The sequence below is a fragment of the Parahaemophilus parainfluenzae genome (assembly GCF_001053575.1).
Classification (GTDB): domain Bacteria; phylum Pseudomonadota; class Gammaproteobacteria; order Enterobacterales; family Pasteurellaceae; genus Haemophilus_D; species Haemophilus_D parainfluenzae_S.
Genome location: NZ_JVSL01000017.1, coordinates 1 through 14210, shown reverse-complemented (window position 1 = coordinate 14210; position 14210 = coordinate 1). Strand labels below are relative to the sequence as shown.

Sequence of the window (14210 nt, the reverse complement as noted above, 5' to 3'; positions counted from 1 at the left end):
TATATTTCAATATAATTCTATTTTGCAAAAAATGCTTTTGCTGTTTTTACGTCTTGTTCAATTTGAGCTTTCAACGCTTCAAAAGACGGAAACTTTATCTCATCTCGAATCTTCTGGCAGAATTCCACTTCGACCATTTGCCCATAAATATTCTGAGAAAAATCAAATAAATGGACTTCTAATAATTGTATCGTACCGTTAATAGTTGGGCGTTTTCCCATGTTTGCAACGCCGTTAAAAATCTCGCCCGATTTTAACCGCACTTTCACCGCATAAACCCCTTTTACTGGATTCACTTGGCGATGTAAGCGAACATTCGCGGTAGGAAAACCAATGGTTCGCCCTAATTTATTGCCGTGGATCACACGACCGAAAATACGATAAGGCTTACCGAGTAAATTTTGTGCGTGCTGTAAATCATCTTTAGCCAACGCTTCACGAATAGCAGTGCTACTAATACGTAACTCGTCTAAACAGAAGGTGCGACTGTCTTCCACTTCAAAACCAAACTGCTTTCCGGCTTGTTGCAACATCGCAAAATTGCCTAAACGTTTCGCACCAAATTTAAAATCATCGCCAATACTGAGAAATTTCACATTTAATTTGCGAACAAGCCAATCTTCAATAAATTGTTCTGCAGGAAGATCAGCAAAAGTGCGGTCAAATTTCGCGACGATCACCACATCCACACCCGCCTGAGCCAAATAATGTAATTTATCTCTTAATCGCATTAAACGCGCTGGGGCTTTGTCACCCATAAAATATTCGCGCGGTTGCGGCTCAAAAAGCATCACCGCCATGGGTAAATTCAGCGCATTCGCTTTCTGACGAAGATGACGCAAAATCGCCTGATGCCCCAAATGCACCCCATCAAAATTGCCAATGGTTAATGCGCACCCTGACAAATATGGCTGTGAATTATGGAGCCCACGAATTAATTGCATTACATCTTATTCCAAAAAACGAAAAATAATCGGTGCATTATAGCGGTAACTTAATGTTTTGTCAGTAAATGGTGTTTACGAACACCTAATAGCACCAATACGCCTAAATAAACGACCGCAGCCAGTCCAATTAACCAAACCAACCAATAGATACGCATTAAAAATGTCATGGCGGCCCATTCTTGAATCGGTGGGCAGTTATACCAAAGCAAGCCGCCCATGGCTAAGGCTGCCCCTAAAACTTTCAGAAAAAAGACCGCACTTTTACGTGAAAAATGGTATACATCCTCTTTTGCTAAACCACGATAAAGCAAATAAGCATTTAAGGTTGCTGACATCGCAGAAGCAATCGCCAAGCCTACATAGCTAAATGGAATTGCCAATACATTAAAGCCCATATTGCTCACCATGGCGATGATCCCGATTTTTACTGGCGTTTTGGTGTCTTGGCGTGCGTAATAGCCGTTAGCCAAGATCTTAATCAACATAAAGCTAAGTAAACCCGCATTGAATGCCCATAAGGAATAAGAAGCTGAGTGCACATCTGTTAAGGTAAAACTGCCACGCATAAATAACACCAATAACATTGGTTGGGCTAACACGGCAATACCAATCGCGGCCGGCACACCAAGTAATAAAATCATTCGTACGCCCCAGTCCATGGTGTTGCGAAAATCAACCGCACTTTGGGAAGAATTGTCTTCTCGATTTACATGATGGCGAGCAAGCGTCGGTAAAATCACAGTGGAAATGGCGATACCAAATAGACCAAGTGGAAACTCTAATAGACGATCAGAATAATAAAGCCAACTAATAGAGCCCGTCATTAAGAAACTGGCAATGACCGTATCAAGCAGCAAGTTGATTTGACTGACGGAAACCCCGAACAAGGCAGGAATCATCAATCGTCGGATTTTCGCTACCCCTTCATCATGCCACGCCCATTTCGGTTTTACGAGCAAGCCCGCTTTCTTCAAGAAAGGGATTTGGAATAAAAATTGTAATAAACCGCCTAAGAAGATCCCGATAGCAAGGGCAAGATCAGGATTGTCTAATTTTGGCGCGAGGAAAAGTGCGGTTGCAATCATGGCTATATTTAACAAAACAGGCGAAAACGACATTACGCCAAATTTGCCTATCGTATTTAAAATTGCGCCAGAAAGTGCCACGAAGGTGACAAACCATAAATAAGGAAAAGTAATTTTTAAGAGTAAAGACGCTTGTTCAAATTTATGTGCATCGGGCCCGTCATTTAGCCAATCGGTAAACCATCCCATCCCGAAGATCGCCGCAACAACAGGTGATCCCACCATGGCAAGCAAAGTAACAATACTGACTAAACCGCCTAGCGTACCCGATACTTTTCCGATAAATTCTCGCGTTTTAGAAAGATCGCCCGATTTTTGATATTCGGCTAACACAGGGACGAAAGCCTGAGAAAATGCCCCTTCTGCAAATAAACGACGTAAAAAGTTTGGGATCCGGTTAGCGAATAAAAACACGTCTGCCGCCGCGCCTGCACCGATTAAATGGGCAATCACCACATCACGGACTAAACCTAACACACGGGACACTAATGTCATCCCACTCACAATAATGCCGGATTTTAAAAGTCGTTTACTCAAAATAGGGGTCTCTTCAAAAAAATTTGCCTTAATTGTATAGAATTTTTGTTTTTACGCTATATTCCAACGAAAAAAACTGATAAAATCCTGCCCACATCGTTTGTGTGAGCCAATAGAAAGCGCTTTTTTTAAATAACGATGCTTACTTTCGGTTGTGTCTCACCGAAATCAACACAAATTATTCATTGACAAAAGTATAAAAAATCGGCATATTCTACGCCCTTATTTTGTCATAATCATCTAACAGAAATTTTAGGAGTTTGACCTTGGCTAATATCAAGTCAGCAAAAAAACGCGCGGTTCAATCTGAAAAACGCCGCCAACACAACGCAAGCCAACGCTCTATGATGCGTACTTACATCAAAAAAGTATATGCTCAAGTAGCAGCAGGTGAAAAAGCAGCAGCTGAAGCAGCATTCGTTGAAATGCAAAAAGTTGTTGACCGTATGGCTTCTAAAGGCTTAATCCACGCTAACAAAGCAGCAAACCACAAAGCTAAATTAGCTGCTCAAATCAAAAAATTAGCGTAATTAAAGCATTAAAACAGCTTAAAAATAAAACCGCACTTTGGTGCGGTTTTTGTTTGCCTTAAACCGTCCTGTCACAAACGCCCGATAACAAGCTTGCATTCCCCCCTTTAACCTGTAAACTACCCCACAACTTAAAAATTAATCATAAAATAAACAATAAATGACAAAAAAATCTTTTAAAAAAGCGGATCCGAATTATCAAAAAGAATTAGCCAAATACGGTAATCCGATCCCAAGCAGAGACTACATTCTGCAAATTATCCGTGAAAATAATGCCCCGATGAGTCGGGAAGAAATTCTGACTGCACTTTCAATTAAAAGTGACGAACAACAAGAAGCCATGCGTCGCCGCTTACGCGCCATGGAAAATGATGGACAATTAGTTTTCACTAAACGTAAATGCTATGCCTTGCCTGAAAAATTAGATTTATTCAAAGGCATGGTCATTGGCCACCGCGAAGGCTATGGTTTTTTACAAGTCGAAGGCAAAAAAGAAGATCTCTTTATTCCTAATCACCAAATGCAACGTGTAATGCATGGTGATTTTGTGTTAGCACAGCCTGCCGGCTTGGATCGTCGTGGTCGCCGTGAAGTCCGTATTGTTCGTGTACTTGAAAGTCGTAAAAAACAAATTGTCGGCCGTTTCTTCTTAGAAAATGGTTTTAGCTATGTGGTGCCTGATGACAGTCGTATCGGACGAGATATTTTAGTCCCTAATGAACACCGCAATGGTGCACGAATGGGACAAGTTGTCGTGGTTGAATTGCAAGAACGATCTGCCTCCTTTACTCAACCTGTTGGTATTATTACCGAAATTCTGGGTGATAATATGGCAAAAGGGATGGAAGTGGAGATCGCCCTTCGTAATCATGACATTCCTCACCAATTCCCAAGTGCGGTTGAAAAATACGTTAAAAAATTCACGGAAGAAGTGCCTGAAGAAGCAAAAAAAGGCCGTGTGGATTTACGCAATCTGCCACTGGTTACCATTGATGGCGAAGATGCACGCGATTTTGATGATGCCGTATATTGCGAAAAAAGTGGTAAAGGCTGGAAGCTTTGGGTGGCAATTGCCGATGTCAGCTACTATGTACGTTTACGTTCTGCATTAGATACTGAAGCTTATAACCGAGGTAACTCCGTTTACTTCCCAAATCGTGTTGTGCCAATGCTGCCTGAGATTTTATCAAACGGATTATGTTCACTGAATCCACAAGTCGATCGCTTGTGTATGGTGTGTGAAATGCACATTTCTGCAAAAGGTAAACTCACGGACTATCGTTTTTATGAAGCGGTCATGAACTCTCATGCACGTTTAACCTATACGAAAGTCGCAGCGATTTTAGACGGCGATGATGAGCTCCGCACGCGTTATCAAGGACTTGTGCCACATTTAGAAGAATTGCATCATCTCTATCAAGCATTACTCAATGCCCGTAAACAACGTGGTGCTATCGATTTTGAAACCATTGAAACCAAATTTATTTTCAATGCCATGGGACGAATTGATCGCATTGAACCTGTTGTGCGAAATGATGCTCACAAAATCATTGAAGAATGCATGATTCTTGCGAATATTGCAGCAGCAAACTTTATGGAAAAACATAAAGAACCTGCACTCTATCGTATTCATGCCACACCGAGTGAAGAAAAACTGACATCTTTCCGTGCATTCTTAAGTGAATGCGGTTTAAGCCTTGAAGGTGGCATGAAACCTACCACAAAAGATTATGCGAAATTGTTAGAGCAAGTGAAAGATCGCCCAGATCACGAACTCATTCAAACCATGTTACTGCGTTCATTAAGCCAAGCCGTTTATCATGCGGATAATATCGGCCACTTTGGTTTGGCGTTAGAGGAATATGCACACTTCACTTCCCCGATTCGTCGCTATCCGGATTTAACCCTTCATCGTGGAATTAAATATTTATTAGCAAAAGAAAAAGGCGCTAAACGTAAAACCACAGATACTGGCGGCTATCACTACTCCTTTGATGAAATGGATTTATTAGGCGATCACTGCTCGATGACCGAACGCCGTGCCGATGATGCCACTCGCGAAGTAGCAGATTGGCTGAAATGTGAATATATGCAAGATCACGTGGGCGCTGAATTTAGCGGAGTGATCTCATCTGTAACAGGCTTTGGCTTATTTGTACGTTTAGATGATTTATTCATTGACGGCTTAGTCCATATTTCCACTTTAGATAACGACTACTATCAATTTGATGCAGCTAAACAACGTTTAATCGGTGAAAATAGTGGTATGATTTATCGCCTTGGCGATAAGGTCAAAATCCGCGTGGTCGCCGTTCATTTAGAACAAAAAATGGTCGATTTCAGTTTAGTCGAAAGTGCGAGAAAACCACGTCGAGTGGGAAAAACAGCAAAACAAAAAGCGAAAAAAGTCTTTAAGGAACTGCCACCTAAAGCGTCAAAAAAACGTAAAAGTGCGGTCAAAAATAAAGACGTTTCTAAGAAACCGACGAGAAAACGGAAGAAATAATATTTTTACCCAATCTTCCCTGGCCCCTCTTTGCTAAAGAGGGAGGATAATGACAAAAAGAATAAATAAGAGAACCCTATGTCAGAAAATATCTATGGTATCCATGCTGTAAACAGCATTTTAGCAAATAGCCCTGAACGTTTAATTGAAGTTTTTGTGCTGAAAGGCCGTGAAGATAAACGCCTACAACCCTTACTCAATGAGCTCTATGCTTTAGGCATTGCGGTGCAATTTGTAAACCGCCAAACATTAGATAAAAAATCCAACGGTGAAGTGCATCAAGGTGTGATTGCGCGTGTGCAAGAAGCCAAAGAGCTAAATGAACATGATTTGGATGAACTTCTTACTCGTAAACAAAATCCACTTTTATTGGTGCTTGATGGCGTGACGGATCCCCATAACCTAGGAGCCTGTTTACGTACTGCGGATGCAGCTGGTGTGAGTGCAGTCATCGTGCCAAAAGATAAATCGGCTCAACTTACCTCTATCGCACGTAAAGTGGCTTGCGGCGCTGCGGAGACTGTACCATTAATTCGTGTGACTAACTTAGCGCGTACTTTGCGAGATCTACAACAAAACCATAATATTTGGGTAGTGGGTACAGCTGGTGAAGCAACAGAAACCATTTACCAAACTAAACTTACGGGTTCTCTTGCCTTGGTGATGGGAGCCGAAGGTGAAGGCATGCGTCGCCTTACTCGTGAACATTGTGATCAACTAATTAGTATTCCAATGGCGGGATCAGTTTCATCCCTCAACGTTTCCGTTGCAACGGGGGTATGTTTATTTGAAATTGTGAGACAACGTCTAGCCGCCTAAAAACGCGTGAAAAAACGACCGCACTTGATATAAAAAATGCCGATAAATCATTATCGGCATTTTTGTTATTTTGAAATGGTTTTCCCTAATAGTATGGAAAGCACTAAAGTACATAATGCTGGCACCAACCAAGCTAATCCTTGTGAGTAAAGCGGGAAATGAATCATGACTTGATGCAATCCTTCAGGCAAGACATCTAAGTTTTTCAAACTATCAACCAAACTAAAACAAACCGTTACAAAGATGGTTACGTAATAGCTCAATCGAATAGAAGGCAATTTATTACGCACAAGCTGTAAAACCACTAACATGATCGCCATTGGGTAAATCAACAACAAGGCTGGAATTGTCACTCGGAGTAATTTTGTTAAGCCATATTGTGAAATAATTGTCGTCATGGCGGTGAAGAAGACAATCCAAAATGGATAAGAAAAACGTGTCGAAAACTTGGAGAAGTAATCGCCACAAGCACTGGTTACGCCCACTAATGTGGTTAAGCTTGCTAAAGTGATAATACCCGCCATAATCCAGGTTCCCGCCGTACCAAATAAACTGTTCACATAACGAGAGAAGATTTGACCACCATTTGTTGCACCTTGTGCCACAGCATCAGAAGTCGCTCCTAAGTAGAATAAGGCAAAATATAGACATCCTAATAAAATGACAGAAACAAAGCCCGCTGAAATCGTATATTGGACAATCTTTTGTGGATTGGTCACATTTTTGGCAGACAACGCCCGTGCAACAATACCACCAAAGGCAATCGCGGCCAGTACATCCATCGTTTGATAACCACTAATTAATCCTGTAGTTAATGCTGAATTCTCGGCATACGCCTGCGATGGGGCAACAATCTCAGAAAGAGGTGAAACAAAAACCGTGATCCCAACAACGAGTAATAATACCAACAATGCCGGCGTCATCACTTCACCCACTGTTGAAATAATGGTACTTGGGCGAATCATGAACCCCATGGCGATAATATTAAAGATCACAGAGAAAATAAGACGTGTCGTCGCACTATCTTCAATGAGCCCCAATGGTAGCCATGCCATTTCATAAGCGACATTGGTAATTCGAGGCATTGCAAAGGTTGAACCGATGACTAAATAAAGAATGGTTAAAAAGGATACGCCTGCCCACTTGGGTAAGTCCTTAGTCAGTTCTTCGCCACGTCCTAACACTGACACAACAACCAATGTAATAAATGGCATAAGCACACCTGTTATCACAAACCCTAGCGAAGCTGTTGCCCAATGGTTACCTGCGGAGTACCCCTCCATCGGTGGGAAAATAATATTTCCCGCGCCTAAAAATAAAGCAAAAATCATCATACCTAGTACGATGATGTCTTTTTTTGAAAACATAAGTATTCTCGAATAAATAAATTTTAAGGATTTTACTATTAAATTGTTTTTTATTCCAAAAATGAAAATAAATTCTGTGAAATAGATCACGAAATCTATCACATCCCGATTAAATCACACATTATCCACAGCCTATTTTCCCTAAATTAGTAAATTTGTGATAGTATCTAGGCTCTATTATTTTTTATTACTTTTTTAGGAGAGAATGAATGAATAAACTGAGTTTGATTCAACAAATTCAGCGTTTTTTCAAATTGGAATCAGCTGGCGGAATTTTATTACTTTTTTCAGCAGTAGTTGCAATGCTATTAGCCAATTCACCGCTCAATCAAAACTATAATGACTTTTTAAACTTACCAGTCAGCATTCGAGTAGGGATTTTTTCTATCGATAAAACCTTAATTCACTGGATCAACGATGGTTTTATGGCGGTATTCTTTGTTTTAGTTGGAATGGAAGTCAAAAGAGAATTATTTGAGGGCTCCCTTTCAAGCTATCAACAAGCGGTATTCCCTGCTATTGCTGCCGTTGGCGGAATGGTTATTCCTGCCTTGGTTTATATTTTTATCGCCCAACAAGATCCCGCTTTAGCCGATGGCTGGGCAATCCCAATGGCAACCGACATTGCCTTTGCACTCGGTATCATGGCGTTATTAAGCAAACAAGTGCCACTCCCATTAAAAATCTTCTTACTTGCTTTAGCCATTATTGATGACTTAGGCGCCATTGTCGTTATTGCACTGTTTTTCTCACACGGATTAAGTGTACAAGCACTCATTTTTGCTGCAGTTGCTATTGTTGTACTTATCGCATTAAATCGCTTTAAAGTGACCGCACTTTGTGCCTATATGCTGGTGGGAACAATCTTATGGGCTTCGGTATTAAAATCAGGCGTACATGCCACTCTTGCAGGGGTTATCATCGGATTTTGTATTCCATTGAAAGGCAAAAATGGCGAAACACCATTACACGACTTTGAGCACATTCTTGCCCCTTGGTCATCCTTTGTTATCCTGCCATTATTTGCGTTTGCTAATGCAGGTGTAAGCTTCGATGGCATTGATTTCAGCATGCTGACATCACCATTATTGCTCGCGATTTCTCTTGGCTTAATTATCGGAAAACCTCTGGGTGTATTTGGTTTCAGTTATCTTTCCGTTAAACTGGGCATAGCAAAACTTCCACAAGGCATCAATTTTAAACAAATTTTTGCCGTAGCGATTTTATGCGGTATCGGTTTCACCATGTCAATGTTCTTAGCAAGCCTAGCCTTCAATGCCGATGCCGGTGAAAGCATTAACGCCCTTTCTCGATTAGGGATCTTATTAGGCTCCACTGTTTCAGCTATTGTGGGGTATATCGCGTTGAAAGTGACTACCGCGAAAAATAAAGGGTAATCAAAACGATGGAAAAACTAACCTGTTATGTTATTTATGCATCTGAAAAAATAGAGAGACTGAGTCATTTTTTACAATGCGCCTCTGACTCTCATGTTATTCCTATTTCTGCAGTAACTAAAGAACAGGTTAGCTTACTCGGTAATTCTTCGGCCTTATTTAATATAAAAAAAGCAGAAGAACTACTTAATCGCACTCCCAATAACAAAGAAATCGCTCACACGCTATCTCATATTCAATGCTGGAAAGCGATTGCTGAAAATGAACAGCTACAAAACAATGATTTTGCTTTAATTGCTGAAAGTGAAATACAACCTGTTGAAAACTTCATTCTGCATGCTATCAATTATGCTAATAAATACTCTTCTTATGGAGTTATCAAATTACAGCATGATGGTGAGGGTCGTTCTGGAGAGCGTCTATTCCAAATAGGTGATGAACCTGATGCATTAATCTATGGTGATACAAATCAATACAATTATGGTTGTTCACTCTATCTCATCCGCAAAGATGTCGCAAAAAAATTAACTGCACTTTTAAGTGAAACGAAACCCTACTGGCTTGCAGATCAATTCACTGCTTTTCATGAACCTCAAAATATAGCCCAAGCTCGCTATCTATTAGGTAAAAATCCAAACAAAAAACAACAAGACAAGATTGAAAATCCGTTGTTTAGTATCATTGTGCCAATTTACAATGTTGAACGTTATCTTGAGCAATGTATTGAATCTGTCTTAGCGCAAGATTATCAAAATTATGAACTTATTTTAGTTGATGATGGATCACCTGATAATTCTCTCGATATCTGCACTCAATATGCTAAACAACACCATAACATTGTATTCATTCGTAAAGTCAATGGAGGTCTTTCCGATGCAAGAAATGCGGGGATTAAAATGGCTAGAGGCGAATACTTGATGTTTTTAGATAGTGATGATTATTGGAACGGAACAAGTATTCTTTCTGATTTACAAAATATAATTAATGAAAATAATCCCGATGCTATCTTTAATTATATGAGCAGCGTTTATCCCGACAAAATTGTGAACCATTACATCAACCGAGATAAGCTGATAGGCTCTTTTAAAGAAGACTTTCAAAGCCTTTATCAAGATGGAATTTATCTTGGGTTTGCCGTTACAAAAACAATGAAAAGAGAATTAATTTTAAAAAATCATCTTTTATTCATAAAAGGCCGACATTTTGAAGATATTCCTTGGAGCTTCTCACTGGTTAAACATATTAAAAATTATGCCATATATCAAAATTGCTTTTATATGTATAGAAGAGAAAGAAAAGGTGCAATTAGTTCAGTTATAACTGCCCAAAACCAAATAAGCCTATTTCAAAATTTATCTAATGTTATAACTGAAATCAAAGATATGAAACTTAGCAATGAATTATTACCTGGATTAAAAAAATATGCAGATGATATTTATGGGTATGTAATGACATGCTATAACTTGCTTTCAAATGAAGAAAAAACAATGTTTTATGAAGATATAGAAAAAATAAATAAAGAATGGATTAAAATAAACATACTATAATTTAAAAATATAAAATAAAAAATGAAAAACATTTTAATTATTCACCCAGCACTAGTTGTTGGCGGTGCAGAAACAGTATTAATAAACTATTTAAAAATACTATCAAAACTAGATAAAAAATACAACACAACTCTATTACTAATAGAGGATAGAGTTAACTTTAACATTAACGAAATACCTAAAAACATAAAAGTAGAATTTATTTTAAGTGATGTAGAATCAGAATTCTTTATCTATTCATTCTTAAATCTAAAAAAAGAAAATAATAACTATTATTCAGCCTGGTTTAATGGAATAAAAAATAGAATAGATCAACGCATCTTAAAAAAAATAAATTCAACAAACTTTGACATCATCATCGATTTTCATAGAAACATATCTAGCTTTGACCACTTTATGAACCACTTTGATATTTCAAAAAATATCAAAAAAATATATTGGATACATAGCCAATACCTCTTAGATTGCTGGATTAAAGACAAGTCGTATTACTCTTTCATTCTAAGCAAATACGATAAATTTATTTCAATAAATAACAATATGTTAAATTCATGCAATCAAATTCTAAAAGAATTTAATATAGGAAATAAGCCATCATATTTTTTATATAATCCATTAGATATAGAAAGAATAAAAGAAAAATCCTTAATAACACTTTCAGAAGATCAGAAGCTTCTAGATAATGATTTTATATTACAAGTATCTCGCTTAGATGCAGGAAAAAATCATATTGAGATGATAGACATATTCCATGCCTTGAAACAAAAAGGTATCAAAGAAAAATTATATATTATTGGCGAAGGTAATACAGAGCAATTAGAGGCTAGAATCCAAGAATTAAACCTAGAAGAAGAATGTTTATTATTAGGAAAAAGAGATAATCCATTTCCTTTTATGAAAAAAGCAAAACTCTTTATTCACACTTCACTTTTCGAAGGATTAGCAATGGTATTGATTGAGAGTATGGTATGTGGAACGCCTGTAATAGCTTACGACTGCCCAACTGGTCCAAAAGAAGTATTAGAAAACGGTAAATATGGAGAACTCATTCCATTACATGACAAAGAAAAATTTATTAACGCTACATATCAATTATTAACTAATGAAAATAAAAGACAATCTTATATTTCATTACTACCCGAAGCCATCCAGCGCTTTAGCTTTCAAAGTATTGGAGAACAGTTAGAACAAATTTTAGATAATGCATGAGAAATGCCCTTTAAAAGGGCATTTACAAATTTTATTAAGAAAACAACCGCTTGATCTCTTTCTCATACAAATAAATATTCATTGGATTAGTTGGTAATTGAGAATCCAAGTATTCATTTGCTCTTTTGACATATTCTTCATGGTGTTTATCATGATTATCAATCACATCAAGTAATACTTTCGCGCCTTCAAATGCATCAAACTGATCGTAATAATACCCTACACCTTTCGGAATCAGTTTTGAATTATGAATAAATGGATAACCGCCATACAAAGCATCATTGTAAGCGTAATTCAAGCCATTTTCCCACTGATGACTTAGCACAATATCCACATAGCGAGTAAGAAAATCAGGCATTTGATAGCGCCCCTCTACCGTCATCACCCCGTTTTTAACAAGATTAGTTCGACCTATGAAATTGAAAAAGGTTGGATTATCTTTTTTATCATAGGTGTTGCACATGTAGACATTTTTAATTTTCTCAGGCGCTTCACGATAGGCTTGTTCAGCAATTAACACTGGAGTAAAGCAGGTTTTAACCACATTAATATTAGCTTCAAAAGAAGCAATACGCTTAGCTTTTTTCTCTACATCGGGTTTATAGCCAAAGGTAAGATTATGCTTCTCTTTGATTCGCTTAATCACCTGATCACAGAATACTGGCGACCAAATTGCTGGTACAACATAAGCAGGGCAGCGATACATAATAGAAAAATAAGATTTGCAGGTGTTCTCATGCTGTGGAATCATCCATACAGAATCAAATAACGTACCATTAAACACTCTTCCTGCTTTCTTATCAAAAAGGAAATTTTCCATATCCATAATAAAGTCATTACCCATTTTATAGCAAACAACTTTACCACCATGTTGATGCATTCGAGTAACTTGATGAGGTTCAATCACCAATGTTCCCTCAATCAATACGTCTAATTGATCAATTACATCCTCAATATAAGCATATTTCAAATTTAATCCATCAAGCATAAACCCTTCTGGAGGAGTAGTGCGTTTCTCTGGCCCCCAAGAGACCAAAACTACATCTTCTACAATGTCAGAGTGTTGAAACAAATGATAAAGCTGAATCACATTTTGGTTCGCACCATTTGCCCAAATATCTGTCACTTTTGCTTCTAAATTAAAAGTAATCCCAATTTTATATTTACGCATGCTTTCTTCCTTCTTCTATTACTTAAATTATCTAAAAGTGCGGTCAAAAATAAAACTGTTTTTTAAATAACTTAAATAATAAAAATCACTCGGATATTCCTACCCGAGTGATTTATCTAGTTTAGTGAGCGACTACCATTGATAACCTACACCGGCACCAACATTGTAATCACCTTGAGTGGTTGCAGCCCCGCTCACTTTGAAGATAACTTTATTGTTATCGCTCGCACGAGAGTAACCTACTGCAACGGCACTTTCACCTTTGTAGTTACCTACACCAAGGCCAACCATTGAACCACCTGCTTTCGTTACTTGTGGGATGTTAGCTGCGGCTGTTGCACCAGCAATACCACCACGAAGTTTCTTATCAGTTTTTCTCAAGTCACTACGTACGGAACCAATTTTGCTATCAACATATTGTTTATTAGCCGCATCAGTACCACGAACAGGATCTGCGACATTTGTGATTCGACGTTCATTACCGACTGAACCAACTGAAACAGTATTTGCTTCATTTGCTACAGAGCCTTGACCTAGAGCTACTGAGTTAGCTGCAGTTGCTTTCGCACCTTGACCCACAGCGGTTGAGTTTTTACCTGAAGCTTGTGAGTTATTGCCTAATGCAGTGCCGTTTTCGCCACTTGCATTTGATCCATAACCAACCGCAGTTGCATCTTTACCTTTCGCTTTCGCACTATCACGTTTGCTGGTGTTATCCGCTGCAAATGCTGTTTTACCATCTTTGCTGATCAAACCAGAATCTTCAATACGTTTTGCTGTGCTTTCAGCTGCTGATGCTGATGAGCTTGCTGCTGTTGCTGATGAGCTTGCTGCAGTCGCTGAGCTGTCTGCTGCTGACGCTGATGAGCTTGCTGCAGTCGCTGAGCTATCTGCTGCTGAAGCGGATGAGCTTGCGGCTGTCGCTGAGCTATCTGCCGCTGAAGCGGATGAGCTTGCCACGGTTGCAGAGCTATCTGCTGCTGACGCTGATGAGCTTGCTGCTGTTGCTGAGCTGTCTGCTGCTGACGCTGATGAACTTGCCGCTGTTGCAGAGCTGTCTGCCGCTGAAGCTGAAGAGCTTGCAGCTTTCGCTGA

General features: G+C 38.8%; 11 protein-coding genes. 6 read left to right on the top strand and 5 right to left on the bottom strand.

Features of this window, described 5'->3' with window-relative positions:
- Nucleotides 1-17 precede the first annotated feature (17 nt).
- Together ribF and murJ are read right to left on the bottom strand one after the other, a co-directional pair.
- Nucleotides 18-944 carry a bifunctional riboflavin kinase/FAD synthetase gene (gene ribF / locus AC979_RS02155; RefSeq protein WP_049372687.1) on the bottom strand — a complete coding sequence of 309 codons (927 nt, stop codon included), beginning with the start codon at nt 942-944 and terminating at the stop codon, nt 18-20.
- Nucleotides 945-994: 50 nt separating this feature from the next.
- On the bottom strand, nt 995-2569 hold the full coding sequence (gene murJ, locus AC979_RS02150) for a murein biosynthesis integral membrane protein MurJ (protein WP_049372686.1): 1575 nt from the start codon (nt 2567-2569) through the stop codon (nt 995-997).
- Nucleotides 2570-2835: 266 nt separating this feature from the next.
- Here murJ and rpsT point away from each other — a divergent pair, with 266 nt between their 5' ends.
- The 3 genes from rpsT to rlmB all read left to right on the top strand — a co-directional run bounded on the left by rpsT (nt 2836) and on the right by rlmB (nt 6424).
- A complete protein-coding gene (gene rpsT, locus AC979_RS02145) occupies nt 2836-3099 on the top strand; it encodes a 30S ribosomal protein S20 (protein ID WP_005695217.1) in 264 nt (87 codons plus the stop codon).
- Between the two features lie 160 nt (nt 3100-3259).
- Nucleotides 3260-5605: a ribonuclease R gene (gene rnr, locus AC979_RS02140; protein ID WP_049372685.1), complete on the top strand. Its 2346-nt coding sequence runs from the start codon at nt 3260-3262 to the stop codon at nt 5603-5605.
- Between the two features lie 78 nt (nt 5606-5683).
- Nucleotides 5684-6424 (top strand): 23S rRNA (guanosine(2251)-2'-O)-methyltransferase RlmB, encoded by a 741-nt coding sequence (gene rlmB / locus AC979_RS02135; protein WP_049372684.1) that lies wholly within the window; start codon nt 5684-5686, stop codon nt 6422-6424.
- A gap of 65 nt (nt 6425-6489) precedes the next feature.
- Here the strand turns inward: rlmB and brnQ are convergent, their stop codons facing one another.
- Nucleotides 6490-7791, bottom strand: a complete 1302-nt coding sequence (brnQ, locus tag AC979_RS02130; RefSeq protein ID WP_049372683.1) for a branched-chain amino acid transport system II carrier protein — start codon at nt 7789-7791, stop codon at nt 6490-6492.
- Between the two features lie 209 nt (nt 7792-8000).
- On the opposite strand from brnQ, the gene nhaA reads away from it, so the two are divergent.
- From nhaA to AC979_RS10545, 3 genes are read left to right on the top strand one after another with little or no spacing between them, the layout of a single operon-like run.
- Nucleotides 8001-9188, top strand: coding sequence for a Na+/H+ antiporter NhaA (nhaA, locus tag AC979_RS02125; RefSeq protein ID WP_049372682.1), 1188 nt, complete (start codon nt 8001-8003; stop codon nt 9186-9188).
- A gap of 8 nt (nt 9189-9196) precedes the next feature.
- Nucleotides 9197-10735 (top strand): glycosyltransferase, encoded by a 1539-nt coding sequence (locus AC979_RS02120; RefSeq protein ID WP_049372681.1) that lies wholly within the window; start codon nt 9197-9199, stop codon nt 10733-10735.
- A 21-nt stretch (nt 10736-10756) separates the two neighbouring features.
- Nucleotides 10757-11944: a glycosyltransferase gene (locus AC979_RS10545; RefSeq protein WP_049372680.1), complete on the top strand. Its 1188-nt coding sequence runs from the start codon at nt 10757-10759 to the stop codon at nt 11942-11944.
- Nucleotides 11945-11978: 34 nt separating this feature from the next.
- On the opposite strand, the gene AC979_RS02110 is transcribed toward AC979_RS10545, so the two are convergent.
- Nucleotides 11979-13115 carry a DUF2827 family protein gene (locus tag AC979_RS02110; RefSeq protein ID WP_049372679.1) on the bottom strand — a complete coding sequence of 379 codons (1137 nt, stop codon included), beginning with the start codon at nt 13113-13115 and terminating at the stop codon, nt 11979-11981.
- Nucleotides 13116-13247: 132 nt separating this feature from the next.
- The coding region (locus AC979_RS10540) for a YadA family autotransporter adhesin (protein WP_193387047.1) at nt 13248-14210 on the bottom strand (963 nt) is incomplete at its 5' end.

Coding starts and splice junctions, on each gene's coding strand:
- rnr (WP_049372685.1), top strand. CDS start 3,260: ATGACAAAAAAATCTTTTAAAAAAGCGGATCCGAATTATCAAAAAGAA.
- AC979_RS02110 (WP_049372679.1), bottom strand. CDS start 13,115: ATGCGTAAATATAAAATTGGGATTACTTTTAATTTAGAAGCAAAAGTG.
- rlmB (WP_049372684.1), top strand. CDS start 5,684: ATGTCAGAAAATATCTATGGTATCCATGCTGTAAACAGCATTTTAGCA.
- brnQ (WP_049372683.1), bottom strand. CDS start 7,791: ATGTTTTCAAAAAAAGACATCATCGTACTAGGTATGATGATTTTTGCT.
- ribF (WP_049372687.1), bottom strand. CDS start 944: ATGCAATTAATTCGTGGGCTCCATAATTCACAGCCATATTTGTCAGGG.
- AC979_RS10545 (WP_049372680.1), top strand. CDS start 10,757: ATGAAAAACATTTTAATTATTCACCCAGCACTAGTTGTTGGCGGTGCA.
- AC979_RS02120 (WP_049372681.1), top strand. CDS start 9,197: ATGGAAAAACTAACCTGTTATGTTATTTATGCATCTGAAAAAATAGAG.
- nhaA (WP_049372682.1), top strand. CDS start 8,001: ATGAATAAACTGAGTTTGATTCAACAAATTCAGCGTTTTTTCAAATTG.